The sequence below is a fragment of the Achromobacter sp. SX5 genome (assembly GCF_056711425.1).
The window spans coordinates 5,189,175-5,214,120 of sequence record NZ_CM160041.1 but is presented as its reverse complement, the minus strand read 5'-3'; the positions used below and the strand labels follow the sequence as shown (position 1 = coordinate 5,214,120).

Annotated in this window: 25 protein-coding genes and 2 tRNA genes; 13 read left to right on the top strand and 14 right to left on the bottom strand. The window is 68.6% G+C overall.

What is annotated here, in order from left to right:
- Window positions 1-11: 11 nt before the first annotated feature.
- The gene (locus AC1M14_RS24405; protein ID WP_102775385.1) at window positions 12-653 is read right to left on the bottom strand and encodes a LysE family translocator; all 642 of its coding nucleotides are present in this window, start codon (window positions 651-653) and stop codon (window positions 12-14) included.
- 191 nt (window positions 654-844) lie between these two features.
- On the opposite strand from AC1M14_RS24405, the gene AC1M14_RS24400 reads away from it, so the two are divergent.
- The 4 genes from AC1M14_RS24400 (at window position 845) to AC1M14_RS24385 (ending at window position 2,985) form a co-directional block, all read left to right on the top strand.
- Complete coding sequence (locus tag AC1M14_RS24400) at window positions 845-1,306, top strand: Lrp/AsnC family transcriptional regulator (RefSeq protein ID WP_102775350.1); 462 nt, start codon at window positions 845-847, stop codon at window positions 1,304-1,306.
- A gap of 105 nt (window positions 1,307-1,411) precedes the next feature.
- On the top strand, window positions 1,412-1,939 hold the full coding sequence (locus AC1M14_RS24395; RefSeq protein ID WP_102775351.1) for a DUF4142 domain-containing protein: 528 nt from the start codon (window positions 1,412-1,414) through the stop codon (window positions 1,937-1,939).
- The gene (locus tag AC1M14_RS24390) at window positions 1,932-2,285 is read left to right on the top strand and encodes a cupredoxin domain-containing protein (protein WP_479730587.1); all 354 of its coding nucleotides are present in this window, start codon (window positions 1,932-1,934) and stop codon (window positions 2,283-2,285) included. The genes AC1M14_RS24395 and AC1M14_RS24390 overlap by 8 nt, the downstream gene beginning before the upstream one ends.
- Window positions 2,286-2,304: 19 nt before the next feature.
- Window positions 2,305-2,985, top strand: coding sequence for an RNA polymerase sigma factor (locus AC1M14_RS24385; protein ID WP_209166526.1), 681 nt, complete (start codon window positions 2,305-2,307; stop codon window positions 2,983-2,985).
- A 14-nt stretch (window positions 2,986-2,999) separates the two neighbouring features.
- Here AC1M14_RS24385 and AC1M14_RS24380 read toward each other — a convergent pair whose 3' ends face one another.
- Window positions 3,000-5,186, bottom strand: a complete 2,187-nt coding sequence (locus tag AC1M14_RS24380) for a copper-transporting P-type ATPase (RefSeq protein WP_479730586.1) — start codon at window positions 5,184-5,186, stop codon at window positions 3,000-3,002.
- Window positions 5,187-5,374: 188 nt separating this feature from the next.
- On the opposite strand from AC1M14_RS24380, the gene AC1M14_RS24375 reads away from it, so the two are divergent.
- Both AC1M14_RS24375 and AC1M14_RS24370 read left to right on the top strand, forming a co-directional pair.
- Entirely contained in the window at window positions 5,375-5,923 is a 549-nt protein-coding gene (locus AC1M14_RS24375) for a hypothetical protein (protein ID WP_479730585.1), read from the top strand.
- Window positions 5,910-6,593, top strand: a complete 684-nt coding sequence (locus AC1M14_RS24370) for a hypothetical protein (protein WP_102775354.1) — start codon at window positions 5,910-5,912, stop codon at window positions 6,591-6,593. The genes AC1M14_RS24375 and AC1M14_RS24370 overlap by 14 nt, the downstream gene beginning before the upstream one ends.
- A 102-nt stretch (window positions 6,594-6,695) precedes the next feature.
- Here AC1M14_RS24370 and AC1M14_RS24365 read toward each other — a convergent pair.
- The 4 genes from AC1M14_RS24365 to AC1M14_RS24350 all read right to left on the bottom strand — a co-directional run bounded on the left by AC1M14_RS24365 (window position 6,696) and on the right by AC1M14_RS24350 (window position 9,766).
- A tRNA-Phe gene (locus AC1M14_RS24365) sits at window positions 6,696-6,771 on the bottom strand.
- A 32-nt stretch (window positions 6,772-6,803) separates the two neighbouring features.
- Window positions 6,804-9,287: a mechanosensitive ion channel family protein gene (locus tag AC1M14_RS24360; RefSeq protein WP_479730584.1), complete on the bottom strand. Its 2,484-nt coding sequence runs from the start codon at window positions 9,285-9,287 to the stop codon at window positions 6,804-6,806.
- 111 nt (window positions 9,288-9,398) lie between these two features.
- Window positions 9,399-9,671 (bottom strand): hypothetical protein, encoded by a 273-nt coding sequence (locus tag AC1M14_RS24355; RefSeq protein ID WP_479730583.1) that lies wholly within the window; start codon window positions 9,669-9,671, stop codon window positions 9,399-9,401.
- A gap of 19 nt (window positions 9,672-9,690) precedes the next feature.
- Window positions 9,691-9,766 (bottom strand) — tRNA-Phe (locus AC1M14_RS24350).
- 297 nt (window positions 9,767-10,063) lie between these two features.
- Between AC1M14_RS24350 and hemA the strand changes: the two genes are divergently transcribed.
- The 5 genes from hemA (at window position 10,064) to AC1M14_RS24325 (ending at window position 14,336) form a co-directional block, all read left to right on the top strand.
- Window positions 10,064-11,338, top strand: a complete 1,275-nt coding sequence (gene hemA, locus AC1M14_RS24345; RefSeq protein ID WP_102775665.1) for a glutamyl-tRNA reductase — start codon at window positions 10,064-10,066, stop codon at window positions 11,336-11,338.
- A gap of 85 nt (window positions 11,339-11,423) precedes the next feature.
- On the top strand, window positions 11,424-12,506 hold the full coding sequence (gene prfA, locus AC1M14_RS24340) for a peptide chain release factor 1 (protein WP_102775666.1): 1,083 nt from the start codon (window positions 11,424-11,426) through the stop codon (window positions 12,504-12,506).
- A gap of 13 nt (window positions 12,507-12,519) precedes the next feature.
- Window positions 12,520-13,344: a peptide chain release factor N(5)-glutamine methyltransferase gene (gene prmC, locus AC1M14_RS24335; RefSeq protein WP_102775667.1), complete on the top strand. Its 825-nt coding sequence runs from the start codon at window positions 12,520-12,522 to the stop codon at window positions 13,342-13,344.
- A 93-nt stretch (window positions 13,345-13,437) separates the two neighbouring features.
- Window positions 13,438-13,764 (top strand): Grx4 family monothiol glutaredoxin, encoded by a 327-nt coding sequence (gene grxD / locus AC1M14_RS24330; protein ID WP_102775668.1) that lies wholly within the window; start codon window positions 13,438-13,440, stop codon window positions 13,762-13,764.
- An 8-nt stretch (window positions 13,765-13,772) separates the two neighbouring features.
- Window positions 13,773-14,336 (top strand): UbiX family flavin prenyltransferase, encoded by a 564-nt coding sequence (locus tag AC1M14_RS24325; RefSeq protein WP_102775669.1) that lies wholly within the window; start codon window positions 13,773-13,775, stop codon window positions 14,334-14,336.
- A 3-nt stretch (window positions 14,337-14,339) separates the two neighbouring features.
- Here AC1M14_RS24325 and AC1M14_RS24320 read toward each other — a convergent pair whose 3' ends face one another.
- Complete coding sequence (locus tag AC1M14_RS24320; protein ID WP_479730582.1) at window positions 14,340-15,413, bottom strand: DUF6817 domain-containing protein; 1,074 nt, start codon at window positions 15,411-15,413, stop codon at window positions 14,340-14,342.
- A gap of 171 nt (window positions 15,414-15,584) precedes the next feature.
- Here AC1M14_RS24320 and AC1M14_RS24315 point away from each other — a divergent pair, with 171 nt between their 5' ends.
- Window positions 15,585-16,379 (top strand): MetQ/NlpA family ABC transporter substrate-binding protein, encoded by a 795-nt coding sequence (locus AC1M14_RS24315; RefSeq protein WP_479730581.1) that lies wholly within the window; start codon window positions 15,585-15,587, stop codon window positions 16,377-16,379.
- Window positions 16,380-16,388: 9 nt separating this feature from the next.
- Here the strand turns inward: AC1M14_RS24315 and AC1M14_RS24310 are convergent, their stop codons facing one another.
- Genes AC1M14_RS24310 through AC1M14_RS24295 form a run of 4 tightly spaced genes read right to left on the bottom strand, consistent with a single transcriptional unit; the run spans window position 16,389 to window position 20,491 of the window.
- Complete coding sequence (locus AC1M14_RS24310) at window positions 16,389-17,198, bottom strand: SDR family NAD(P)-dependent oxidoreductase (RefSeq protein WP_102775672.1); 810 nt, start codon at window positions 17,196-17,198, stop codon at window positions 16,389-16,391.
- A complete protein-coding gene (locus tag AC1M14_RS24305) occupies window positions 17,195-17,983 on the bottom strand; it encodes a citryl-CoA lyase (protein ID WP_102775673.1) in 789 nt (262 codons plus the stop codon). Before AC1M14_RS24305 ends, AC1M14_RS24310 begins: the two co-directional genes overlap by 4 nt.
- Window positions 17,980-19,488: a class I adenylate-forming enzyme family protein gene (locus AC1M14_RS24300; RefSeq protein ID WP_479730580.1), complete on the bottom strand. Its 1,509-nt coding sequence runs from the start codon at window positions 19,486-19,488 to the stop codon at window positions 17,980-17,982. The genes AC1M14_RS24305 and AC1M14_RS24300 overlap by 4 nt, the downstream gene beginning before the upstream one ends.
- 25 nt (window positions 19,489-19,513) lie before the next feature.
- A complete protein-coding gene (locus AC1M14_RS24295; RefSeq protein ID WP_102775675.1) occupies window positions 19,514-20,491 on the bottom strand; it encodes a Bug family tripartite tricarboxylate transporter substrate binding protein in 978 nt (325 codons plus the stop codon).
- 103 nt (window positions 20,492-20,594) lie between these two features.
- On the opposite strand from AC1M14_RS24295, the gene AC1M14_RS24290 reads away from it, so the two are divergent.
- On the top strand, window positions 20,595-21,362 hold the full coding sequence (locus AC1M14_RS24290; protein ID WP_479730579.1) for an IclR family transcriptional regulator: 768 nt from the start codon (window positions 20,595-20,597) through the stop codon (window positions 21,360-21,362).
- On the opposite strand, the gene AC1M14_RS24285 is transcribed toward AC1M14_RS24290, so the two are convergent.
- The 3 genes from AC1M14_RS24285 to AC1M14_RS24275 form a co-directional block, all read right to left on the bottom strand.
- On the bottom strand, window positions 21,359-21,904 hold the full coding sequence (locus tag AC1M14_RS24285; RefSeq protein ID WP_102775677.1) for a DUF934 domain-containing protein: 546 nt from the start codon (window positions 21,902-21,904) through the stop codon (window positions 21,359-21,361). The genes AC1M14_RS24290 and AC1M14_RS24285 overlap by 4 nt on opposite strands.
- Window positions 21,897-23,639, bottom strand: coding sequence for a nitrite/sulfite reductase (locus AC1M14_RS24280; protein ID WP_111826785.1), 1,743 nt, complete (start codon window positions 23,637-23,639; stop codon window positions 21,897-21,899). Before AC1M14_RS24280 ends, AC1M14_RS24285 begins: the two co-directional genes overlap by 8 nt.
- 166 nt (window positions 23,640-23,805) lie before the next feature.
- On the bottom strand, window positions 23,806-24,741 hold the full coding sequence (locus tag AC1M14_RS24275) for a LysR family transcriptional regulator (protein WP_102775679.1): 936 nt from the start codon (window positions 24,739-24,741) through the stop codon (window positions 23,806-23,808).
- Window positions 24,742-24,946 lie beyond the last annotated feature (205 nt).

Here is a 24,946-nt window from a genome sequence, read left to right as displayed (position 1 = left end):
GCGCGGGCGGATCAGGGCAGGGTTGCGGTGGTGGAATACAGCACGTACAGCGCCAGGGCCAGCATGATGGCTCCCAGCAGGCCTTGCTGCGTGCGCAGGAACCACGGATTGCGGCCGACCCAGCCGCGGATGCGCGAGGCGCCGTAGGCGAAGCCGCTGCCATAGGGCAGGCTGAGCGCCTTCATGGTGATGCCCAGCACCAGCATCTGTATCCAGACCGGCCCGTTTTCCGGACTGGTGAACTGCGGCAGGAACGCGATCATGAAAAGCAGCACCTTGGGGTTCAGCAGATTGGTCATGAAGCCCTGCCAGAACGCGTCGCGCGCATCGCCCGGGCGCGCCGCCAGCGACACCTCGGCCGAGCGGGCGCAGCGCACGATGGCCTTGACGCCCAGATAGCCCAGGTACAGGCCGCCGGCGGCCTTGATCCCGACGAACAGGGAAGGAAAGGCCCGCAACACCGAAGCCAGCCCCAGCACCACCGCCGGCACCTGGATGAACCCGGCGGCGACGTTGCCCAGCACGCTGTGGAAGGCGGGCCGGAACCCCTGCGTCATCCCCCGCGTGAGGGTCAGGGCCATGTCGGGGCCGGGCGTGAGCTTGAGCGCCGCGTCGGCGGCGAGAAATAGCAGGAAAAGCTGGAGTGACGGCATGATACGAGGGAGCGGCCCGCCCGCGGCGCGGACGGAGGGCTCCAAGTGTAAGCAAGCCGGCTGATTAATTCCTGCATCCGGAGGCGTCGCAATGAGGTTTCCCGTCGAAATGGGGGCGGATTGCGGCGCGGCTCGGCTTAGAATCGACGGCGGGCCCGTCCCGCCCGCTTTCAATACGTTCCGAGACCTTTATGGAACTAGACGATTTCGATCTCCAGATCCTGCAAAGCCTGCAGGAAGACAACCAGCGCACCAGCCAGGAGGTCGCGCAGCGCGTGAACCTGTCGCCGGCGTCCTGCCTGCGCCGGATGAAGCGGCTGCGCGAGACCGGCGTGGTCATGGGCGACGTGTCCGTGGTCGACCCGGCCGCCGTCGGACGCGGAATCATGATGGTGGTGCTGGTCACGCTGGAGAGCGAGCGCGCCGACAAGCTGGACCATTTCAAGCGCGCCATGCTGGGGGCGCCGGAAATCATGCAATGCCTGTCGGTCACCGGGGACGTCGATTTCGTGCTCACCCTCACCATGCGCGACATGGACGAATACGAGGCCTTCGCCCAGCGCCATTTCTGGGGCAACCCCAACGTCAAGCGCTTCTCCACCCTGGTGGTGATGAACCGGGCCAAATACGGGATGACGGTCCCGATCGGCTGAGGCCGGAACGCGGCGCTCGCTCGCGACATCCAACCCCATATGCAAGCGCGTTTCGCGCCATTCCGGCGCGCCGCCACGCCTGCATCCATCGTCTTGGGGGGTGAAATGAAAGCGATTCAGACTACATGGTTCTGTGCCCTGGTCCTGGCCGGCGCCAGCGCGTTCGCGCACGGCAACGGCCCGACCGACCCGCAGATCGCGGCCATCGTCGTGGTGGCCAACCAGGTGGACGTGGACGCCGGCAAGCTGGCGCAGCAGAAATCCGACGCCAAGGAAGTCCGCGAGTTCGCCGCGCTGATGGTCACCGACCATACGGCGGTGAACAAGTCGGCCGGCGAACTGGTGCAGAAGCTCAAGGTCACGCCCGAGGCCAATCCCACCAGCGCCAGCCTGCAGAAAGGCGGCGACGAGAACCTGGCCAAGCTCAAGGGCCTGAAGGGCGCGGCGTTCGATAAGGCCTACGTCGACCACGAAGTGGCCTATCACGAGGCGGTCATCCAGGCCCTGGACGGCACCCTGATCCCGGGCGCGCACAACGCCGAGCTCAAGGCCCTGCTGGTCCAGGTGCGGCCCGCGTTCATCGCGCACCTGGAGCATGCCCGCCAGTTGCAGAAGAGGCTCGCCGGTGGCTAGGGCGAACCTGCCCGCAGTGTGGCGGCGCGCCGGCGCCGCCGCGCTCTGCGCGGGCCTGCTGGCCGGCGCGCCGGCGCGCGCCGCGGACGGGTCGGCGGCCGAACACGTCGTGACCATAGAAGGCATGCGGTTCGTCCCGGCCACGCTGGCGGTGCGGCGCGGAGACCGGGTGACCTGGGTCAACAAGGACCTGGTGCCGCACACCGCCACCGCGCAGTCGAAGGCCTTCGATTCGGGGGCCATCGCCGCCGGCGCGTCCTGGACCTACACTGTCGACGAGACGGGCAGCATCGCCTATGTCTGCCTGTTCCATCCGACCATGCAGGCGACCCTGGTCGCGCAATGACGAGGCGGAGGTTGAACGCATGAACACCGTGGCGGCGCCGGCCGCAGTGCTGGCCGAAGAGAACGACCTGGCGCTCGCGCGCCGCATCGCGGCGGGCGAGGCCGCCGCGTTCGAACTGATGATGCGCCGCCACAACCGGCGGCTGTACCGCCTGGCGCGCGCCACCCTGCGCAACGACGCCGACGCCGAAGAGGCCTTGCAGGAAGCGTACCTGGCCGCGTACCGCTCGATCGCGCGGTTCCGCGGCGACGCCTCGCTTTTCACCTGGCTGTCGCGGCTGGTCCTGAACGAGTGCTATGGCCGCCTGCGCAAGCGCGGACGCCGCGAGGCGCTGTGCCCCATGGCCGACGACATCGACGACGAGGCTGACGCGATGACGATCAACGACTTCGATCCGCCCTATCACGCGGCGGCGCGCGCGCAACTGCGCGCCTTGCTGGAGGCGCGCCTGGACGCGCTGCCGGTCGCGTACCGGACCGTGTTCGTGCTGCGCGCCGTCGAGGAACTGTCCGTGGAGGAAACGGCGCGCAGCCTGGGCATTCCCGAGGCCACCGTGCGCAGCCGCCACTTCCGCGCCAACGCGCTGCTGCGCGAAGCGCTGTCGCACGATATCGACGCCACCGAAAAAAGCCTGTTCGAGTTCGACGGCGACGACTGCGACCGGCTGGTGGCAGCCACGCTGGCGCGCTTGCGCGCGTAAGCGGCGGCCGTTTTTTACCTGGCGCCGCGCAGCCGCAGCGCGTTGAAGATCACCGAGGCCGAACTCAGGCTCATGGCCAGCGCCGCGAGCATCGGCGACAGCAGCCATCCCGTGAACGGGTAGAGCAGGCCCGCCGCTATCGGCACGCCGATGCCGTTGTAGACGAAGGCGAACATCAGGTTCTGCCGCATGTTGCGCACGGTGTCGATGGAAATCTGGCGCGACACCGCGATGCCGCGCAGATCGCCCTTGATCAGCGTGACCTGGCCGCTGTTCATGGCCACGTCGGTGCCCGTGCCCATGGCCACGCCGACGTCGGCGCGCGCCAGCGCCGGGGCGTCGTTGATGCCGTCGCCGGCCATCGCCACCACGTGGCCGTCCTGCTGCAGCTTTTCCACCAGGGCCAGCTTGTCCGACGGCTTGACCTCGCCATGCACCTCGTCGATGCCTAGCGCCGCGCCGACCGCCTGTGCGGTGGTCAGCCCGTCGCCGGTGGCCATCACGATGCGCAGGCCGCTGTCGTGCAGGCTCTGGATGGCCTCATGGGTGCTGGGCTTGATCGGGTCGGTCACGGCCAGGATGCCGGCGAAGCGTCCGTCCACCGCCAGGTGCATGATGCTGGCCCCTTCGCCGCGCAGGCGTTCGCCGTCGGCCTGGAGCGCGGCCACCGGCACGCCTTCCTGTTCCATCAGCGCCGTGTTGCCCAGCGCCAGGCGCCTGCCTTGCACCGTGCCGCGCACGCCGATGCCGCTGGCGGAGTCGAAATCCGCCGCCGGGACCAGCGCCAGGCCCTGCTCGCGCGCCGCGCTGACGATGGCGTCGGCCAGCGGGTGTTCGCTGCCCTGGTCCAGGCTGGCCGCCAGCCGCAGCACCTCCTCCGGCGTATAGCCCTGCGCCGCGATCGCGACATCGAAAGCCGGCCGGCCTTCGGTCAGCGTGCCGGTCTTGTCCACGATCAGCGTGTCCACCTCGCGCATCTTCTCGATCGCGCCGGCGTCGCGAAACAGCACGCCCTGCGTGGCCGCGCGCCCGGTGGCCACCATCACCGACATGGGCGTGGCCAGCCCCAGCGCGCAAGGGCAGGCGATGATCAGCACCGCCACGGCGTTGATCAGGCCGAACACCCAGCTCGGCTCCGGCCCGAACAGGCCCCAGGCCAGCAGCGTGGCCAGCGCCACCAGCACCACCAGCACCACGAACTTGCCGGCCACCACGTCGGCCATGCGCTGCATCGGCGCCTTGGAGCGCTGGGCGGACGCGACCATCTGCACGATCTGGGCCAGCATGGTGGCCGAACCCACTTTCTCCGAGCGCATCACCAGTGTGCCGCTGGTGTTCAGCGTGGCCCCGATCAGCGCGTCGCCAGCGCGCTTGCTGACCGGAATCGGCTCGCCGGTCAGCATGGACTCGTCCACCGCGCTGCCGCCCTCGGTGACGACGCCGTCCACCGGAATCTTCTCGCCCGGACGCACCCGCAGCAGGTCGCCCACGTGCACGTGCGCAAGCGGCACGTCCTCTTCGCTGCCGTCGGCGTTGATGCGCCGCGCCGTCTTGGGCGCCAGGCCCAGCAGCGACTTGATCGCCGCCGAGGTCTGCGAACGGGCCTTCAGTTCCAGGATCTGCCCCAGCATGGTCAGCGAAATAATCACCACCGCGGCCTCGAAATACACCGCCACCCGGCCCATGGACATGAACGAATCGGGGAAAACGCCGGGCGCCAGCGTGGCGACGACGCTATAGACAAAGGCCGCCGCCGTGCCCAGGCCGATCAGCGTCCACATATTCGGGCTGCGCCGCGCGATCGACTGCCAGGCCCGCACGAAGAACGGCCAGCCCGTCCACAGCACCACCGGCAAGGAGAGCACCAGTTCCAGCCAGGACTGCGTCGCCATGTCGAACCAGCCCAGCCGGTGGCCGAACATCGCCAGCACCGTGACCGCCACCGTCAGCGGCAGCGTCCACCAGAAGCGCCGCTGGAAATCCCGCAGCTCGCCATCGTCCTCCGCCTCCAGCGGAATCAGCGGCTCCAGCGTCATGCCGCACTTGGGACAGTTGCCCGGATGATCCTGGCGGATCTCCGGATGCATGGGACAGGTGTAGATCGTGCCGGGCGGCGTCTCGGCCGGCGCCGGCGCTGGAGGCGTCGCCTGGTGGTGCGCGCTGTGCTGGGGGGAGTGCTGCGAATGATGCCGATGGTCCATGCCTGTCCCTCGAGTCCCGGAGCGGTGCCGCTCCCTGATTACGCAGAATTTCCAGTGTGACGGCGCGATGATGGCGCGGGGGTTACGCGGGGATTACTTTTTTGTAATCTTTTCCTAGGGATAGCGCTTGCATAAAATCGCTTCATCGGCGATATTCGCAATTCGCGAATAGCGAATATTGCTCTGAAATGGAACTAAAACCCCAGGACCTGCTCGTGTTGCTGAAGGTGGCCGCCCATCCGCCGCAGCGCTGGACCTATGCCGCGCTGGGCGCTGCGCTGTCCATGAGCGCCTCGGAAACCCACGCGAGTGTGCAGCGCGCCGTGGCGTCGGGCCTGGCCGTGGCGCCGGCACGCGGCCAATGGTCACCGATCCGGGCCAACCTTCTGGAGTTTGTCCTGCATGGCGTGCGCTACGTATGGCCCGCCATACCTGGGCCGGTCAAGCGTGGAGTACCGACGGCCTTCGGCGCCGAACCTCTGGCCAGCCAGTTGACGGCGGCGCCAGGCGAGGCCCCCGTCTGGGCACACCCCAAGGGCACATCCAAAGGCCCCACGCTTTCGCCGCTCTACCGCACAGCACCGCAGGCTGCGCTTGCGGACCCGGCCCTGCACCGCCTGCTGGCGTTGTTGGATGCCTTGCGCACGGGGCGCGCCCGCGAGCGTGCACTTGCGGCCAAACTGATGCAGGCCGAACTGATGCGTCTTGACGCAGGAGATGTCGATGCGAGCAGATGATCCTAACCTGCCCCACTTGCGCAGCATTGCCGAAGCGCTGGGCGACCTGCGCGAGCAAGTCGTATTCGTCGGAGGCGCCGTAGCAGGCTTGCTGATCACGGACCCATTGGCCGATCCCGTACGCGCCACGCGAGACGTGGACGCGGTGCTGCAGGCTGATCGCGCCATGTTCCATCGCTTCGAAGAGTCCGTGGCGGCGCGCGGATTTGCACGCGATGTGAGCAGCGACGTCATTTGCCGATGGGTACACAAGGATTCTGGCGTGCTTTTCGATCTTATGCCCGTTCAGCCCGAGATTCTGGGTTTTTCCAATCGCTGGTACCCCTACGCGGTCGAGACCGCCGTCGCCACGGACCTGGGACGGGGTGTCACGATCCGACTGATAAGCGCCGTGGCCTTTGTCGCCACCAAGCTGGAAGCTTTCGCTGGTCGAGGAGGCGGCGACCTCATGAATAGCCATGATCTGGAAGATGTGTTGAACATCATCGATGGGCGTGAGGAGCTGGCCGCAGAAATGGCCGCCGCGCCCGCCGAGTTGCGCCAGGCCGTGGGCGCCGCATTCGCGCGGCTGCTCAAGAATCCCGACTTTGCCAATGTTTTGCCAGGCCTTATTGCCGAGCCGGAGCGCGCCGGCCTCATCATGGAGCGGCTGAATACCCTGAGCCAGTAAGTTTGCGTCACGAGCAGCGGCGCATTCCGTGTCCCGGCGCACCGTCAGAAACCCGACAGGCCAAAGCAAAAATCCCCGCGCAAGGCGGGGATTCTGGAATTCTGGTGGCCTGGGGCGGAATCGAACCACCGACACAAGGATTTTCAATCCTCTGCTCTACCGACTGAGCTACCAGGCCAACGAAGTCCGCAACTATACACAAAATTCGCCTCAGAAGGGGCCGGGCGGCTGTTCGGGTCCGGAAGCGGGACGGCGGGCCTGGGCCAGCGTGGCGCCGGCGGCCTCGGAGATGCTGCGCAGGTGCAGGTCGGTCTGGGGGTAGGGGATCTCGATGCCGGCCTGGGTCAGCGCGGCGTACATGCGCGACAGCAGGTCGCTGCGCACCACCAGGGAACGGTCGAAGTCGGGCGTCCAGGCGCGCAGGCTGAAGTCCAGGGTGCTCTGGCCGAAGCCCATGAAGAGCGCCAGCGGCGCCGGCTGCACCGAGACGCCGGGCGTGGCGCGGGCGGCCTCGGTGAGCAGTTCGAGGGCGCGGGCGGGGTCCGTGCCGTAGGCCAGGCCCAGGTTGATGTCGATGCGGCGGTTGCGGTCCAGCATGGTCCAGTTGGTCAGCTTTTCCGAGAGCAGGGTGCCGTTGGGCACCACCACGTCGGCGCCGTCGAAGGTCCGGATGCGGGTGGCGCGCATGCCGATGTCGCGCACTTCGCCCGAGGTGCCGCCGATGTCCACGGCGTCGCCCGGCTGGATGGGGCGCTCGAACATCAGGATCAGGCCCGAGACGAAGTTGTTGACCACGTTCTGCAGGCCGAAGCCGATGCCCACGCCCAGGGCGCCGAGCACGATGGCGAGCTGGCTGGCCTTGACGCCGGCCGCCGACAGCGCCACCGCCAGGCCCAGCAGCAGCACCGAGTAATAGCTCAGCGAGGCCACGCTGTTGCCCACCCCGCGCGGCAGCGGCATGCGGTTGAGCAGTTCGTCGTGCAGCAGCAGGCGCACCGTGCGCGCGGCCCAGAACGCGATCAGCACCGAAACGACGAACACCAGGATATTGCCCAGGCTGATCGTGATGTTGCCGACCGCCAGCGTGTACGACAGCGTTTGCGTCACGATGCCGTAGACCGCGCGCAGGATGCGGAAGCGGTCCATCGTGTAGACGGCCCAGCCGATGACCGCGCCGACCGTCACCAGCCGGATCAGGAGCTGCACCAGGGGCGGGGCGTGCTCGCGCGCGATCCGGAAGCGCGACACGCCTGGGCGGGCCAGCAGCAATTGCAGCAGCGTGACGATGATGGTGACGCCGGCATACAGCATGAGGCCGAAATAGCCGCTGCTGACCACCGCGCTGGTCAGCATCTCGGCCAGCGACAGGTTGCCGACGATGTTGGCGATCGCGGAAATGGCCAGCAGCGCCGTGGCGCCCCAGGCGATGGCGTGCAAGGCCTTGCGCAGGCGGCCCGAGGCCTGGGCGTCGGGGGCGCGGCGCGCGCGCGCCAGCAGCCAGAGCGAGGCCGCCAGCGCCAGCAGGGTCAGCACCAGGCTGTGGAGCCGATACCAGGTCTCGCTGACCAGGAACAGCACGCCCAGCCGTTCGATCAGATACAGGCCGGTAATGGCGTAGGGCCACAGGCCGAGCTGCTGGCGCGTGGCCGGCGGGAGCAGCCGCAGCACCGGCACCACCGCCAGCAGCAGCGCCACCTGCTGGACGATGAGCGGCGCGTCCGCCTCCAGCAGCAGCACGCCCATCATGGCCAGCAGCAGCCATGCGGACAGCGGGCGGCCCAGCACCCGGGCGGCCGTTACGCTCATCTCCTGCGCGCGGATCGCGGCGCGGCTGCGCCACGCCAGCCAGAGCAGCAACGGCAGCAGCACGGCCTGCAGCACATGCAGGGCGAGCTGGTTGCTGGTGTCGGCCGCGGCGTACTCGCGCGCGAAGCGCAGCTCCAGTTCCAGGCCGGTGCGCAGCAGCGCCAGCGCCTGGCCGGGGGCCACGGGCTGGTCGGCGACGCGCCATAGCGGCGCGGCGTCGAGCTGCAGCAGGCGCGCGTCGATATCGTCGATGGCGCTGGCGACTTCGCGCTGTCCCGCCATGATCCGGCTTTCGACGGCGGCGCCGCGCTGGCTCAGCGCGATCTGGCGGGCCAGCGGGCCGGACAGCGCGGCTTCGGCCTGCGCCAGTTGCGCGATGACCGCGTCCACGCTGCTCATCAGCGCCGGCGGCAGGCGCGCCGCGCCGGGCGAATTGCGGATGGCCTGCCAGGCGTCGCTGCGCCGCGCCAGTTCGGCGGCCTCGGCGGCGTATGCCGCGGTCGCGCGCTGCATGTCGGCCTGCCAGCGATCGAAGCGGCGGGCATCGAACATCCAGTGCCGTTCCAGGCTTTCCAGCCGCATCACGGGCAGGGTGCGCAGCTGGGCGGGCTGGAACTGGTGGAGTTTCTCGTCGCTGGAGCGGGCGATCGCCTCGAGCCGGGGCGCGAGCCTGTCGGCGGGATCGCTGGCCGTGACGTTCTCGATCACGCCTTCGGCATAGCGGTGATCGGTATCGGCGCGCAAGGGAATGTCCGCCACCTGGATCGCCGCGGCGGAAGCGGGCGCCGGCTGGGCGGCCGGCGCGGGCTTGTCCTGCCCGTAAGCGCAGCCCAGGGCCGCCATCCACAATGCGATCAGGCTGAAAAGCGTCTTGGCATAGGCGCGCATGTCGCGGTTCCGGGGGATGAGAGCGGTCGAGGAGAACGGCGGGGCCGCGCAAGGCGCAGGCGCCTCTTACGATATCCCGGAAGCGTCAGTAAGGGGAGGGGGCGCTGCTATTCAGATCTGGTCGCCCAAGTCCAGACCTTGCTGGCCGTCCAGCCGGAAAGCGCCGGGGTCGTAGCCAGCCGACAACAGGATGGTGCGTACCTGGCAAGCCCCGGTATCGCGTAGCCGCTCGCAATACTTATGCAGGGACGAGGCGTCCTCCGTCAGGAGGAACGGGATGCGTTCGTGGCAGGCTTGGGCGATCAGTTTTATGTCGTCGCGCGCCACGGGGCGGGTAGTCTTGTCGTCGCGTGGATCGAAAAGGCATAAAAAATCCCCGCTCAAGGCGGGGATTCTGGAATTCTGGTGGCCTGGGGCGGAATCGAACCACCGACACAAGGATTTTCAATCCTCTGCTCTACCGACTGAGCTACCAGGCCAACGAAGTCCGCAACTATACACAATTTTTTGGACTTGTGCCAGCCGGCAGGAAAATCCCTGGATATTGTCCGCCTGGAGGCGCGAATGGCCGGCGGTCCGGGCCGCCGCTGTTGTTTGGCGGAGACGTTGGCCGTTGCTGCGGCCCGCGGAAGCCGCGGGCTGGCCTGGGGATAACCCGCAGGAGTATAATCGCTAGCGGTCTGCCGCAGCGCACGTGCCTGTATCCCCCGCCCGTTGCGACGCTTGTCGGCGGCAGTTCTTAACTTACCCGCGGATGGCCTGGCCGTCCTTCCCTCATGTCGGTAGCAGTCCTTGCCTTCGGTCTGAATCACACGTCCGCGCCGGTTTCGGTCCGCGAACGCGTGTCCATGCCCGTCGATCTGGTGAAGCCCGCGTTGGAAGGGCTGCGTTCGGCGTTCGGCGGTTCGGTGCGCGAAGCCGCGATCCTGTCGACCTGTAACCGGACCGAGATCTATTGCGCGGCCGACGGCCACGTGGCCGATCAACTGCCGGCCTGGCTGGCCGAGCACAACCGCCTGGACGCCGGCACGCTGCGTCCGCACCTGTACCGCCACCACCAGGACGACGCCGTGCGCCATGCTTTCCGCGTGGCCAGCGGGCTGGATTCGATGGTGCTGGGCGAGACCCAGATCGTGGGCCAGATGAAGGACGCGGTGCGCGCCGCCGGCGAGGCCGGCGCCCTGGGCACGCTGCTGCACCAGATGTTCCAGCGCACCTTCTCGGTGGCCAAGGAAGTGCGGTCGCAGACCGCCATCGGCGCGCAGTCGGTGTCCATGGCCGCCGCCGCGGTGCGCCTGGCCGAGCGCGTGTTCGGCAATCTGGACCAGGCCCGCACGCTGTTCATCGGCGCGGGCGAAATGATCGAACTGTGCGCCACGCACTTCGCCGCGCAGCGTCCGCGCAGCATGGTGGTGGCCAATCGCACCGCCGAGCGCGCCGAAATCCTGGCCAACCGGTTTTCCGCCAGCACGATGAAGCTGTCCGACCTGACGGACCGGCTGTCCGAATTCGACGTCATCGTGTCCTGTACTGCGAGCTCCCTGCCCATCCTCGGCCTGGGGATGGTGGAACGGGCCACCCGGCTGCGCCGCCACCGGCCGATGGTCATGATAGACCTGGCCGTGCCGCGCGATATCGAGCCCGAAGTCGGCCGCCTGGACGACGTCTATCTGTATTCGGTGGATGACCTGGGCCGGCTGGTCCAGACCGGCACGGACGCGCGCCGCGCCGCCGTGGTGCAGGCCGAAGCCATCATCGAAACCCGCGTCCAGGGCTTCATGCACTGGATGCAGTCGCGCGAAGTGGTGCCTGTCATCCGCGACCTGCACCAGGCCGCCGAGGACGTCCGCAGCGCCGAGCTGGAGCGCGCCCGCAAGCTGCTGGCGCGGGGCGAATCGCCCGAGGCCGTGCTCGAGCAGCTGGCCCACGGCCTGACGCAGAAATACCTGCACGGCCCGCTGGCGGCCCTGAACCGCAGCGAAGGCGAGGACCGCAAGCAGCTGCTTGCCTGGATGCCGCGCCTGTTCCCCGGCCGCGACTCGCGCCGTTAGCGACGCTGTCCCACGTCCCGCCCTCTCTGGCGGGCGTTCCGTTTCTGGGCGCCCGCTGTCCTGCTTTTCTTTTTGGTCATTCCCCATGAAATCTTCCATGCGCAGCCGGCTGGAGCATCTGTGCCACCGCCTCATCGAGGTCGACGCCATGCTCGCCGAACCGGAAACCGCCTCCGACATGGAGCGCTTCCGCAAGCTCTCGCGCGAACGCGCCGAACTGGAGCCCGTGGTCGAGGCGTTCACCGCCTTCACGCGCACCGAGGAGGACCTGGCGGCCGCCCAGGAGATGCTGGCGGACCCGGACCTGAAAGCCATGGCCGAGGACGAACTCAAGTCCGGCCGCGCCAGGCTGGAGGAGCTGGAAGCGGCGCTGCAAGTGCTGCTGCTGCCGCGCGACCCCAACGACGGCCGCAGCGTGTTCCTGGAAATCCGCGCGGGCACGGGCGGCGACGAGAGCGCGCTGTTCTCGGGCGACCTGCTGCGCATGTACACGCGCTACGCCGAGCAGCGCGGCTGGCGCGTGGAGCTGATGTCCGAAAGCCCGTCCGAACTGGGCGGCTACAAGGAAGTGATCGCGCGTATCGACGGTGACGGCGCCTACGGCCGCCTGAAGTTCGAATCCGGCGCGCACCGGGTGCAGCGCGTTCCCGCCACGGAGGCGCAAGGCCGCATCCATACGTCGGCCTGCACCGTGGCGATCATGGCGGAAGCCGACGAGATGTCGGACATCGTCATCAACCCGAACGACCTGCGCATCGACACCTTCCGCGCCAGCGGCGCGGGCGGGCAGCACATCAACAAGACCGATTCGGCCGTGCGCATCACCCACCTGCCTACCGGCCTGGTGGTCGAGTGCCAGGACGACCGCTCGCAGCACCGCAACAAGGACAAGGCCATGCAGGTGCTGGCCGCGCGCCTGAAGGACAAGGAAGTCCGCGAGCGGCAGAGCAAGGAGGCGGCCGAGCGCAAGAGCCTGATCGGCTCGGGCGACCGCTCCGAGCGCATCCGCACCTATAACTATCCGCAGGGCCGCGTGACCGACCACCGCATCAACCTGACGCTGTACAAGCTGCAGCAGATCATGGAAGGCGATCTGGAGGAACTGACCGGCGCGCTGATCGCCGAACACCAGGCCGAGCAGCTGGCGGCGCTGGGCGACGATCTCTGACCGGAGCCGCGCCATGACGCCGCCGCAGCTCAAGACCCTGCTGCTCGATGCGCGCCTGCCGCGGCTGGAGGTGCGCATGCTGCTCGAGCACGTGCTTGGCAAGCCGCGCGCCTGGCTGCTGGCGCATGACACCGATGCGCTCGCGCCGGAAGTCGCGGCCGCCTACGAGGCGCTGGCGCAACGCCGCCTGGCCGGCGAGCCCATGGCCTATCTGGTGGGCCATCGCGAGTTCATGGGCCACCGCCTGCGGGTCACGCCGGACGTGCTGATTCCGCGCCCGGACACCGAGGTGCTGGTGGAAACCGCGCTGGAATGCCTGGCCGGCCTGTCCGCGCCGGCGGTGCTGGACCTGGGCACGGGCAGCGGCGCGATCGCGATTTCGATCGCGCTGGCGCGCCGCGACGCGCGCGTGATGGCTTCGGACGTCAGCGCGGCCGCGCTGGCGGTGGCGGCGGGCAACGCCTGGGACCTGGCGGCCTCGGTCCGGCTGGTCGAGGGCAGCTGGTACGAGGCGGTGCCGGCGGGCGAGGGTTTCGACCTGATCGTGTCCAACCCGCCGTACGTGGCCAGCAACGATCCGCACCTGGAGCAGGGCGACGTGCGCTTCGAGCCGCGCGGCGCGCTGACCGACGGCGCCGGCGGCCTGCAGGACCTGTCCCGCATCGTGCAGGGCGCGCGGCGCCACCTGAAGCGCGGCGGCTCGCTGTGGCTGGAGCATGGCTGGGACCAGGCGCAGGCGGTGCGCGACATGCTGGCCGCCGCCGGATTCGAGGCCGTGCACAGCCGGCGCGACCTGGCCGGCATCGAGCGCATCTCCGGCGGCCGGCTCCCCGCCTGAACGATACCCCGGGCCGCTCCCGGGGTATCCGGGCGATTTTTCCCGCTGTACCTATAATTGACGTATTCCCCTACGCCTGTCCAAGAGACCACCATGAGCGACGTTCAAGAATTCATCCGCGAAACCGTGACCCAGCACCCCGTCGTGCTGTTCATGAAGGGCACCGCCCAGTTTCCGCAATGCGGCTTTTCCGGCAAGGCCATCCAGATCCTGAAGAGCTGTGGCGTGAAGAAGCTGGTCACGGTCAACGTGCTGGAGGACGAGGAAGTCCGCCAGGGCATCAAGGAATTCTCCAGCTGGCCCACCATTCCGCAGCTGTACGTGGGCGGCGAATTCGTCGGCGGCTCGGACATCATGAATGAGATGAACGAGTCCGGCGAACTGAAGACCCTGCTGGAGCAATCCGGCGCAATGGCCTGAGCAAGCCCGTGCGGCGGCTGGTCATCGGCATCACGGGCGCCACCGGGGCGCTCTACGCGGTGCGCATGCTGCAGGCGCTGCGCGGCGTGGACGACGTGGAGACGCATCTGGTGGTGTCGGCGTCCGGCGTGCTCAACATCAAGCACGAGCTGGACGTCAGCCGCCACGACGTCTACGCCCTGGCCGACCACGTGCACAGCGTGCGCGACGTGGGCGCCACGCTGGCCAGCGGCGCGTTCCAGACCGCCGGCATGGTGATCGTGCCCTGTTCGATGCGCACGCTGGCGGCCGTGGCCCACGGCCTGTCGGACAATCTCATCACGCGCGCCGCCGACGTCACGCTCAAAGAGCGGCGCCGCCTGGTGCTGATGGTGCGTGAAACCCCGTTCAACCTGGCACACCTGCGCAACATGACGGCCGTCACGGAAATGGGCGGCATCGTCTTTCCGCCGCTGCCGGCCTTCTATCACCGCCCCGCGTCCATCGAGGAAATGGTGGATCACACCGTGGCGCGCGTGCTGGAACTCTTCGATATCGCCGTGCCCGGCCCCCACTGGGAAGGCATGAAGTAGGTCCTACTGGACCAGGCCCAATCCGTTCAGCGCCGCCAGGTTCTCCGGCCATTGCCGGGCCCTGGCATTCTGCAGTTCGATGCGCGCCCAGGCCATCCATCCGGCCCATTCGATGCGCTTGTCCCAGGCCGTGCCCCAGGCCTGCAGGGCCGCGAGGCCGGCGGCGGCATGCGCCTGCGCGGCGTCGAAGTCGCCCGCGGTCAAGGCCAGCTGCGCGAGCAGCAGGCGCGGCTCTCCCACCCAGGGATTGTGCGCCACGGCGGCTTCCAGCAAGTGGCGCGCGCTGTCCATTTCGGTCATCGGGTGCATGCGGGTCACGACCTGCCAGTACAGCGCGCTGGCGGCGGCTTCGTCGCGCGGGCTGAGGGTGGCGCGGCAGCCGTCGAACGCGGGCGGGACCGGAATGCCGGTGTCGGCGGGCATGCGCGACAAGGGCGCCAGCAGGTGCGACAGCATGGACAGGATGTTCGACGGCGGCTTGAGCGGACCGGGCCACATCGAGGCGGTCCAGTTCGTCTTCAGGTCGCGGCGCTGCTGCTGCGGATAGCCGGCGAAGATCTCGTCCTGCCAGCTGTGCCATTGCTCGCCGATGTCGGCGGCCGACACGACGATGAAAGCGGCGACCTGGCGCGGCGTGAGCGCATAGACCTGGCCGTCCGCGCCTTCCAGCTTCAGCCCGTCCGGGCCCGCGCCCTGGCCTTGCAGGATGGCCTGCACGAACTTCGTGCGCGGCATGGCGCAGAACAGGCTCACCCATTCCTCGGCCTCGGCGCCCAGCGCCTCGCGCAGCGTGTTGCGCTCGCGCTCGCGGTCGAACAGGGTGAGGTCCACGTATTCATTGCCGTAGACGCTGTGGAACAGGCCCAGCAGGCGCACTTCGCGCGGCTGGTTCCACAGCGCCAGCGTGCGGTAGACGCCCAGCAGGTGGTGCTTGAAGGTGCCGGCCTTGTGCCAGTCTTCGCCGGCGCTGCGGGCGAACAGCAGGTCCAGCAGGGCGGGCAGGTCGGCGTCCACGGCGGCGTAGTGGTCGGAGAGCAGGGCGCGCGCGTGGGGGTGGAGTTCTGTGGTGGCGGACATGGGATCGCGATGAATGAAAGCAAGCCCGTATTGTGTCCGGATGCCGCCGGCTTGTCATGGCGCGCGGCTTTATATCGTAATTCGCATATCAATATGAGTATTCATCGCTTCCGGTTTTGAAGCCCGCTCACTAGAATGCGGGGTCTTTCCTACCGACTTTGCGAGACTCGTATGCGCCTACGCCATTTCCTGGCCGTTTTCACCGCCCTGGCGGGCTTTGCCGGCACCCAGGCCATGGCGCAGGACGCCGAACTGACGGTGGGCGTGACCGTCGGCCCGCACGCGCAGATCGGCGAGGTCGCGCAGCGCGTGGCGGCCAGGGACGGGCTGAAGGTCAAGCTGGTGGAGTTCAGCGATTTCATCCAGCCGAACGCGGCGCTGGACGCCAAGGAGCTGGACCTCAACATCTACCAGCACAAGCCCTTCCTGGATTCGCAGAACAAGGCGCGCGGCTACAAGCTGGTGCCGGTGGCGACCGCCGTGGTGCAGCAGATGGGCATCTATTCCAAGCGCCTGAAGTCGCTGGACGAGCTGCCGCAGGGCGGCAAGGTGGCCATCCCGAACGATCCCACCAACGGCGCGCGCGCCCTGCTGGTGCTGGCCGCCGCCAAGCTGATCACCCTCAAGGACGGCGTGACCGTGACGGCTTCGCTGTTCGATGTGGAGCAGAATCCGAAGAAGCTGAAGTTCATCGAGATCGAGGCCGCGCAACTGCCGCACTCGCTGTCGGACGTGGACGCGGCCGCGGTGAATTCGGCCTACGCGATCCCGGCCGGCCTGTCGCCGGCCAAGGACGCGCTGGCCCTGGAAAGCAAGGACGCGCCCTTCGCCGCGGTGGTGATCGCGGCCCGCGAGGACAACAGGAACGACCCGCGCGTCGCGCGCTTCATCAAGGCCTACCAGTCGGACGAGGTGAAGGCCTTCGTCGCCCGGCAGTTCCCCGGCGCCTATTCGACCTCCTGGTAAGCCCGCCGTTTACGCGTACTTGCCGGTAAGTCCGCCGTCCACGACCAGTTCCGTGCCGGTGATGTAGGACGCTTCATCCGACGCCAGGAACGCGACGGCATTGGCCACTTCCCACGGCGTGCCCATGCGCCCCATCGGGACCTGCTTGTCGCGCGCCGCGCTGGCGGCCTTGGCGTCGGCGTCGAACATGCGCGCCACATTCTTCGCCACGCGCGGCGTGTCGATCAGGCCCGGAATCACGGTGTTCACGCGGATGCGGTCGGCGGCGTATTGCTGCGCGGCCATGCGGGCGAAGTGGATCACGGCCGCCTTGGTCACGCTGTACGCCAGGTGCGGATAGCCCGTGTAGCGGATGCCGGCCACCGACGAGACAGTGACGATGGCGCCGCCGCCTTGCCCGCGCATCAGCGGGGCCAGCAGGCGCGTGGCGATGAGCAGGCTGGTCACGTTGACCTGCTGGATGCGGTCCCAGTCCTGCAGCGAGATGTCCTCGGGGCCGCCGACCTTGCCGATGCCGGCGTTGGCCTGCAGCACGTCGATGCGGCCATAGCGGCGCAGCGCCGCGTCCACCGCGGCCTGCATCGCGTCCGGATCGGCGACGTCGGCCTGCACGGGCAGGGCGCTGCCGCCGGCCAGCTCGACTTCGTGGGCCGCGTCTTCGGCCGCTTCCATGCTGGCGTCCAGCGCGACGATGGAGGCCCCCTGGCGCGCCATGGTCACGCAGCTGGCCTTGCCGATGCTCCAGCCGGCGGCCGAGGCGCCGGCGCCGGCCACCAGCACGATCTTGCCCGCCAGGCGGGTGTCGTTGACGGCGGTCATGACTGTTCCCCGCCCTGCTGGTGCGACTTGCCCGCGCCCACGTACGGAATGGCGTGGTCGATGGTTTCCCAGATATAGCGGCCCGAGGGGCTTTGCTGTTCTTCGGCCACGTGCGACACCAGGCCGGCGGCGCGCGAGATCACGGCGAAGCCGCGCATCAGGTCGGTGGGCACGCCGATCTCGCTCAGCAGCGCGGCCACCGCGCCGGTGGCGTTGATGGTGATGTGCTTGCCGTAGGTGGCGTCGATGGCCGAGGCCAGCAGGCGCAGCGCCTTGAGCGAGTCTCCCGGCAGATCCGGCTCGGCCTCGGCCAGCGCCAGCAGCTTGATCGAGCGCGGATCGTCCGGCTTGTGCAGATGGTGGCCGAAGCCCGGCAGGGGGCGGCGCGACTCGCGGAATTCGCGCGCGATGGCCAGCGCCTCGGCCTCGCCGTCGGCGGCCTGGCGGATGCGGTCCAGCAGGCGCGAGCAGTTCTCCATGGTGCCGACGAACTGGCTGCCGACCGCCATCAGCCCGGAGGCCACGGCGCCCTGCAGGTTTTCCGGCGCGCTCATGTAGATCAGGCGCGTGGTGATGGCGCTGGGCGTCAGGCCGTGTTCCATCAGCGTGACCAGCACCGCGTCGACGATGCGCAGGTCCACCGGGCGCGCCTCGCGGCCCAGGATCTGCATGATCATGACTTCGGTGAAGGTCTTCTTGCCGATCAGGTCCTCGACCAGATCGACGTCGCGGTAGGACATGCCGGTGAGATGATGCGCGCACAGGCGGGTTTCGGGCGTTTTCATGCTGTCTCCTTGAGGGCCGCGTCGCGCACGGCGTTCTTCAATACCTTGCCCACGTTGGAGCGCGGCAGGCTGTCATGGATATGGAACTGCTTGGGCGTGGCCACCGGCCCGAGCAGGCCGCGCACGTGCGCCTTGAGCTCGTCGGCGCTGGCCTGCGCCCCGGGATGGAACTGGACGGCGGCGTGCACGGCCTCGCCCCATTTGTCGTCGGGCAGGCCGAAGACCGAGCATTCGTACACGGCGGGATGCGCCGACAGCGCATTCTCGACGTCCACGGGATAGATGTTGAAGCCGCCGGTGATGATCACGTCGCGCAGGCGGTCTTTCAGGAACAGGTAGCCGCGCGCGTCGATCAGGCCGGTGTCGCCGGTATGCAGCCAGCCGTCGACGATGGTCTCGGCGGTCTTTTCCGGCAGGCGCCAGTAGCCGGACATCATCAGGTCGCCCTGCACCACGACTTCGCCGATTTCGCCGCGCGGCAGCAGCGCGCCGTCCGGTCCCATGATGGCCACGTCGCTCAGCCAGGTGACGCGCCCGACCGAGGCGCGGTTCTCCGGCGCTTCGAGGTCGGCGGGGCGCAGCACGGTGACGATCTGCGGCGCTTCGGTCTGGCCGTAGGTGGTGCCCAGCACCGGGCCGAAGAAGGCGCGCGCCTTGTCGATCTTTTCGACGGGCATGGGCGCGCCGCCATAGATCAGGTTGCGCAGGCGCGGAAAGTCCGCGCGCGAGACGCCCGGCTGCGCCATGATCATGTAGATCAGCGTGGGCGGCATGAAGCACAGCGTGCCGCCGCGTTCGCGGAAGGCGGCGGTGATGCTGGCCGGGTTGACGGTGTCGAGCAGCAGATGGGTGCCGCCCTGGGCCAGGACCGGCAGCAGGTAGGTGCCGGTGCCGTGCGTGACGGGGGCGGCCACGACGTAGCGGTCGTCCTCGGTCAGTTCCCAGCTGGCGATCTGGTTGACGATGCCGGCGTTCCAGGCGTGGTACGGCTGCATCACGCCCTTGGGCAGCCCGGTGGTGCCGCCGGTGAACTTGATGGCCTGGGTGGCGTCGCGCGGCAGCGCGTGCCGCACCGGCGTGCGTCCGGCGTTGCTGGCCAGCAGGGCGTCCAGGGCCAGCGGCGCCGAGCCGTCTTCCAGGTGGATGCGATGGCGGCCCTGGGCCTCGGGCGCCAGGGGCGCGCCCACGCCGTCCACGATCACGATGGACGGCTCGGTGGCCTCCAGGATGCGCCCGATCTCGCGCTCGGTGCTGCGGTAGTTCAGCGGCACCCAGACCTTGCCGCTGGCCAGCACGGCCAGCAGCGCCAGGATGTGCCGCGCGGAATTGCCGGCGCAGATCGCCACGCGGGTCTGCGGCGCCGGGTCCAGCTCCTGCAGCGCGGCCGCCAGGGCGCGCACTTCGGCGGCCAGCCGGGCATACGTCGCCTGGCCCTCGGGGCCGTCCAGCGCGATGCGGTCCGGATGGCGTTCGGCGGCGCGGAAGAAGAAATCGATCGGGTACACCTGTGCTCCTTGGTCTTGATAAGGCCTAGTTGGCCTTGATGTCGGCGCTCTTGATGACGGCGCCCCACTTGTCGATTTCGCTGGCGATCTTCTTGCCGAACGATTCGGGCGTATTGGGGGGCTGCGGCGCATAGAAGCCCGACTGCTTGTAAGAGGCCTGCAGCGCCTGGCCGGCCAGCGCCTTGTTCAGCGCCTGGTTGAGGCGGTCGATGACCGGCTTGGGCGTGCCCGCGGGCGCGACTAGGCCGAACCAGGATTCCACGTCGAAGCCGGGCAGGCCGGATTCGGCCAGCGTGGGCGTATCGGGCAGCGAGTCCAGGCGCTGCGGCGACGTCACGCCGATGGGGCGCAGCTTGCCGGCCTGCACGTGGGGCAGCGACGAGGGCAGGTTGTCGAACATGGAGTCCACCTGGCCGCCCAGCAGGTCGGCCACCGCCGGGCCGCTGCCGCGGTAGGGCACGTGCAGGATGTCGGCGCCCGTCTTCATCTTGAACAGTTCGCAGGACAGATGGATGGACGAGCCGGTGCCCGAGGACGCGCAGGTCAGCTTGCCGGGATTGGACTTGGCGTAGGCGATGTATTCCTGCACCGTCTTGACCGGCACCTTGGGGTTGACCACCAGGATGTTGGGGATGGTGGCCAACAGGCCGATGGGCTCGAATCCCTTGACGAAATCGTAGTTCAGCTGGCTGTAGAGCGTGCGGTTGATGGTGTTGGCGATGGAGCCCACGTACAGCGTGTAGCCGTCCGGCGCGGCGCGCGAGACGATTTCCGCGCCGATGTTGCTGTTGGCGCCGGTCTTGTTCTCGATCACGAAGGGCTGGCCCAGCTCCTCGGCCAGGGATTTGGCCACCAGGCGCGCGACGATGTCGGTGGCGCCGCCGGCGGCATAGCCGACCACCAGCGTCACCGGGCGTTCGGGATACTGGCCCGCCAGGGCGGGGGCCGCGAACATCGTAGTCAGGGCAGCCGCCGCGGCCCACCGCTTGCTGAAAATCTTCATTGTTGTCTCCGTCCTGTGTTGTCTAGAATTTGGACAGTTCTTTGCCTGTCCCGCCCCATAATGGGCTTTGATAGGGTCCCCATCAACGCAACTTGTCCAAAAATTGAACAACACGGAACCGGAATCGGAAGGCTCGGGCCCGCGCGTGCTGCGCCGCGGCCTGCGCGTGCTGGGCGTGCTGCGCCAGGCCGGCGCGGCGGGCATGCACGTGGTCGACATCGCGCGCGCCGCCGGCATGCAGCGCTCCACTGTCTATCGCTACCTGGACGTGCTGGTGGAAGAGGGCTATGCGCTGCGCGAATCGGAGGCGCCGCGCTGGCGCGTGGCCGAGCTGGGCGTGATGATGGCGGGCGATCCCCATGCGCAGGCGGTGCGCGGCCTGCGGCCGGTGCTGCGCCAGATCAGCGACGTGAGCGGCGATTCGGTATTCCTGATCTGCCGGGCGGGCAGCGATTCGCTGTGCCTGCACCGCGAGGTCGGGAACTACCCCGTGCAGGTGCTGGCCGTGACGGTGGGACACCGCCAGCCGCTGGGCGTGGGGGCGGCCGGGCTGGCGCTGCTGGCGGCGCTGCCGCCGGACGAGGCCGAGGAAGTGATGGCGCAGAACGAACGGGCGTTGCGCGCCTACGGCGGCATGACGGTGGCGCAGATGCGCCGCCTGGTGGAGAACACCCGTGGCCGCGGCTGGTCGGTGGTGGGCAACTCGGCGGTGCCCGGCGTGCTGGGCGTGGGCGTGGCGCTATGCGACGCCGGCGGCTATCCGCGCCTGGCGGTCAGCGTGTCCAGCCTCATCGACCGCATGCAGGCGCAGCGCCAGCGCAGCATCGCCGACCTGATCCGCGCGCAGCTGGCGCCCGTGCCGATGTTCTAGGCGAGCGCCGGCTCGGGCACGCGGTAGGTCTTCTGGTAATGCACGGTGAACGTCCGGAAGGCCTCCAGCGCCTTGTGCGGATCGTGGCCGGGCTTGACCAGGAAGCTGTCGAAGCCGACCCGCGCCTGGTAGTGGATGGTGTCGATCATCACGTCGCCGACCGCGCGCAGCTCGCCCTGCCAGCGATAGCGGGTGCGCAGCAATTGCGCCAGCGAATAGCCGCGGCCGTCGGTGTAGACCGGAAAGTCCACCGCAATGAAGGCGATGCCGGCGGGGTCCAGCACGCCGTCGGCATCGGCCAGCTCGCGCAGGTCGGCGTCCGGCTCCAGCAGGATCGCGACCGGGTGGCGGTGGCGGCGCAGCGTGGCGCGCGAGGTCTTCCAGACCGCCAGCGGCACGATCCAGCCCGGCTCGTCGCCGGGCACCTGGCCTTCGGCGGCCACCTCGGGTTCGGGCACGAACGGGCGGGACGTGTCGGCCTCCAGCCGGCCGCCGCGGATCAGGTGCGGGCCGGGAGCGTCGTGGGCGTAGATCTCAGACATGGGCGGGTTGCTCGATGGGCGCGGGTTTGGCGAAGGCGGGGTCCGAATACACGTCCTGCTTGAACGGCTCGATCCCGACGCGGTCGACCACGTCGATGAAGCGTTCCGCCTCGCTGTCGCGCAGGCCCAGGTAGGTGCGGATCAGGCGGTCGACCACGCCGGCGACCTGGTCGCGCGCGAAAGACGGGCCGATGATGCGGCCGATCGCGGCGCCGCCGCCGCGCGTGGATTCGATGTCGGGCAGCGGCTTGGCCGCGCCGTTCTGGCGTCCGCCTATGGTGACCTGGTACCACTCCTCGCCGGCCTTGTCGACGCCGAGGATGCCGATATGCCCCACGTGATGGTGGCCGCAGGAGTTGATGCAGCCCGAAATGTTCAGGTCCAGCTCGCCGATCTCGAACAGGTAGTCCAGATCGTCGAAGCGGCGCTGGATCGCTTCGGCCACGGGGATCGACACGGCATTGGCCAGCGCGCAGAAATCCCCGCCCGGACAGGCGATGATGTTGGTCAGCAGGCCGATGTTGGGCGTGGCCAGGTTGAGCGCCTCCAGCGCCTTCCACAGATCGTGCAGGCGCGCGCGGCGCACGTCGGCCAGGATCAGGTTCTGCTCGTGCGAGACGCGCAGCTCGCCGAAGCCGTAGTCGTCGGCCAGGTCGGCCACCGCGTCCATCTGGTCGGCGGTGACGTCGCCCGGCGGCACGCCGGTGGCCTTCAGCGACACGGTGACGGCGGCGTAGCCGGCCACTTTGTGCGGATGCACGTTGGTGCGCAGCCAGCGGGCGAAGCGCGGGTCGGCGGCCGCCTGCGCGGCGGTGTCGTCGGGTTCCTGCGCGGCCGCGGCGTCGTACTGCGGCCACACGAAACGCGACTTGATGGTGTCGACGAATTCCTGCGTGATGGTGTCCGGCCCGCCCTTGATCAGCTGCCACTGTTCATCGACCTGCTGGGCGTAGACCTCGGGGGTCAGGTCCTTCACCAGGATCTTGATGCGCGCCTTGTACTTGTTGTCGCGGCGGCCGTGCAGGTTGTAGACGCGCAGCGCCGCCTGCAGGTAGGTCAGCAGGTCCTGCCATTCGACGAAGGGATTGATCAGCTTGCCGACGATGGGCGTGCGGCCCAGGCCGCCGCCGATCCAGACGCGAAAGCCCAGCTTGCCGTCGCGCTCGACCGCCTGCAGGCCGATGTCGTGCACGCCGACGGCCGCGCGGTCCTGCACCGCGCCGCTGACCGCGATCTTGAACTTGCGCGGCAGGAAGGCGAATTCGGGGTGCAGCGTGGACCACTGGCGGATGATTTCGCACCACACCAGCGGATCGACCAGCTCGTCGGGCGCGACGCCGGCGAAGTGATCGGTGGTGGTGTTGCGGATGCAGTTGCCGCTGGTCTGGATGGCGTGCATCTGCACCGTGGCCAGTTCGGCCAGGATGTCGGGCACGTGCTCCAGCCTGGGCCAGTTGAACTGGATGTTCTGGCGCGTGCTGAAATGGCCGTAGCCGCGGTCCCACTTGCGCGCGATGTGGGCCAGCGTGCGCAGCTGGCGCGAGGCCAGCATGCCGTACGGGATGGCCACGCGCAGCATGGGCGCGTGGCGCTGGATGTACAGCCCGTTCTGCAGGCGCAGAACGCGGAATTCGTCTTCGGTGAGCTGGCCGTCGAGAAAGCGGCGCGTCTGGTCGGCGAACTGCGCGACGCGCTGCTCGACGAGCTGCTGGTCGACGGGGTCATACACGTACATGTCACTGCCCTTGAAGTCTTCTCGGTCTGGGCCCCTCTGGCCGGTCGGCGCAAAGCGCGGGGGGTTCATAACCGTAGCAGGCAGCCGCCGGGGCCGTCTAAGTCATTGTGGTAATAAGGTAATGTCGCTTGACTCGGCGCAAGAAACCGGATGACGGGGAGCCGGCTTACTCGACCGTATCGGAAGTCGCCGCCGGCGAGGCGCCGATGCCGCGCACGATGTGCTCCAGCAATTCGCGCGCGGCCGGGGAAATGTGACGGCCGGCGCGGCTCAGCACCTGCAGGCTGCCCTGGTTCAGGATGGGGTTGGCCAGCGGCAGGCTGGCCAGGCGCCGGGCGCGCATGTCGGCCGTGACCGCGATGGGCGGGGTCAGGGCATAGCCGATGCCGGCGGCGGCGAACTGCCACAGCGCCTTGAACGAGGAGGTGGTCAGCACGTTGCGCAGCCGCACCTGCTCGCTGATCTCGGCGGCCTGGATGTGCTGGCGCACGCCGAAGCCTTCCTGCATCGCGGCCCCGGGATACTCGGCCAGGTCGGTCAGCAGCAGGGGGCGGCGCAGGCGGGCCAGCGGATGGTCCTGGCGCACGATGGCGCGGATCGGCTCGGGGCGCGCGTAATGGGCGCGCAGCCGGGCGTCGTTGGGCGGCTGGAACACCAGGCCGATATAGGCGCGGTCGTCGACGATGCGCTGCACGATCTCGGAGGTGCGGGCCACGTCGATGTCCAGCGTGACTTCCGGATGGCTGCGCCAGTAGCCGGGCAGCACCTGGTCGAACATCAGCTCGACGAAGCCTTCGCCCAGCACCAGGTCGATATGGCCGCGCTCGGCGTTGCGCAGGCTGTCGATCTCGGAGAAAAAGCTCTCCTGGATGTTCTGCTGGCGCTTGACGTAGCGCGCCAGGATGTGGCCGGCGTCGGTGGGCACCACGCCGCGGCCGCGGCGTTCGAACAGCGTCATGCCGCAGTCGCGCTCCAGGGCGGCGATGGCGCGGCTGACCGCCGAGGGGTCCATGTCCAGCGCCTCGGCGGCGCCGCGCACGGAACCCCGGCTCATGACCTGCATGAAGTAATGGGTGCGTCGGGCGTCCAGTTTTTCGTCCATGGCGGCGGGAAGTGCGGCGGCAGGTCCACAGGTCGATGCTAGGGTTTACCCTTGCTTTATCCGGGATCATGCAAAATTTTCCCTGGAAAAGCATATGTGTTGCATTTTACGCAACGCTTGGACGCTTGTCCTGTCATGGTTGCATGCCAGCCCCGGGGCGAAAATCGGCCCTGCCGCGCGCAACGCCGGCGCCTGCGGTCCGGCC

What these genes read in the sequence shown, in the direction of transcription:
- AC1M14_RS24405 (WP_102775385.1), bottom strand. Translation starts at nt 653, where the DNA reads ATGCCGTCACTCCAGCTTTTCCTGCTATTTCTCGCCGCCGACGCGGCG.
- AC1M14_RS24400 (WP_102775350.1), top strand. Translation starts at nt 845, where the DNA reads ATGGAACTAGACGATTTCGATCTCCAGATCCTGCAAAGCCTGCAGGAA.
- AC1M14_RS24395 (WP_102775351.1), top strand. Translation starts at nt 1,412, where the DNA reads ATGAAAGCGATTCAGACTACATGGTTCTGTGCCCTGGTCCTGGCCGGC.
- AC1M14_RS24385 (WP_209166526.1), top strand. Translation starts at nt 2,305, where the DNA reads ATGAACACCGTGGCGGCGCCGGCCGCAGTGCTGGCCGAAGAGAACGAC.
- AC1M14_RS24380 (WP_479730586.1), bottom strand. Translation starts at nt 5,186, where the DNA reads ATGGACCATCGGCATCATTCGCAGCACTCCCCCCAGCACAGCGCGCAC.
- AC1M14_RS24375 (WP_479730585.1), top strand. Translation starts at nt 5,375, where the DNA reads ATGGAACTAAAACCCCAGGACCTGCTCGTGTTGCTGAAGGTGGCCGCC.
- AC1M14_RS24370 (WP_102775354.1), top strand. Translation starts at nt 5,910, where the DNA reads ATGCGAGCAGATGATCCTAACCTGCCCCACTTGCGCAGCATTGCCGAA.
- AC1M14_RS24360 (WP_479730584.1), bottom strand. Translation starts at nt 9,287, where the DNA reads ATGCGCGCCTATGCCAAGACGCTTTTCAGCCTGATCGCATTGTGGATG.
- hemA (WP_102775665.1), top strand. Translation starts at nt 10,064, where the DNA reads ATGTCGGTAGCAGTCCTTGCCTTCGGTCTGAATCACACGTCCGCGCCG.
- prfA (WP_102775666.1), top strand. Translation starts at nt 11,424, where the DNA reads ATGAAATCTTCCATGCGCAGCCGGCTGGAGCATCTGTGCCACCGCCTC.
- prmC (WP_102775667.1), top strand. Translation starts at nt 12,520, where the DNA reads ATGACGCCGCCGCAGCTCAAGACCCTGCTGCTCGATGCGCGCCTGCCG.
- grxD (WP_102775668.1), top strand. Translation starts at nt 13,438, where the DNA reads ATGAGCGACGTTCAAGAATTCATCCGCGAAACCGTGACCCAGCACCCC.
- AC1M14_RS24320 (WP_479730582.1), bottom strand. Translation starts at nt 15,413, where the DNA reads ATGTCCGCCACCACAGAACTCCACCCCCACGCGCGCGCCCTGCTCTCC.
- AC1M14_RS24315 (WP_479730581.1), top strand. Translation starts at nt 15,585, where the DNA reads ATGCGCCTACGCCATTTCCTGGCCGTTTTCACCGCCCTGGCGGGCTTT.
- AC1M14_RS24310 (WP_102775672.1), bottom strand. Translation starts at nt 17,198, where the DNA reads ATGACCGCCGTCAACGACACCCGCCTGGCGGGCAAGATCGTGCTGGTG.
- AC1M14_RS24305 (WP_102775673.1), bottom strand. Translation starts at nt 17,983, where the DNA reads ATGAAAACGCCCGAAACCCGCCTGTGCGCGCATCATCTCACCGGCATG.
- AC1M14_RS24295 (WP_102775675.1), bottom strand. Translation starts at nt 20,491, where the DNA reads ATGAAGATTTTCAGCAAGCGGTGGGCCGCGGCGGCTGCCCTGACTACG.
- AC1M14_RS24285 (WP_102775677.1), bottom strand. Translation starts at nt 21,904, where the DNA reads ATGTCTGAGATCTACGCCCACGACGCTCCCGGCCCGCACCTGATCCGC.
- AC1M14_RS24280 (WP_111826785.1), bottom strand. Translation starts at nt 23,639, where the DNA reads ATGTACGTGTATGACCCCGTCGACCAGCAGCTCGTCGAGCAGCGCGTC.
- AC1M14_RS24275 (WP_102775679.1), bottom strand. Translation starts at nt 24,741, where the DNA reads ATGGACGAAAAACTGGACGCCCGACGCACCCATTACTTCATGCAGGTC.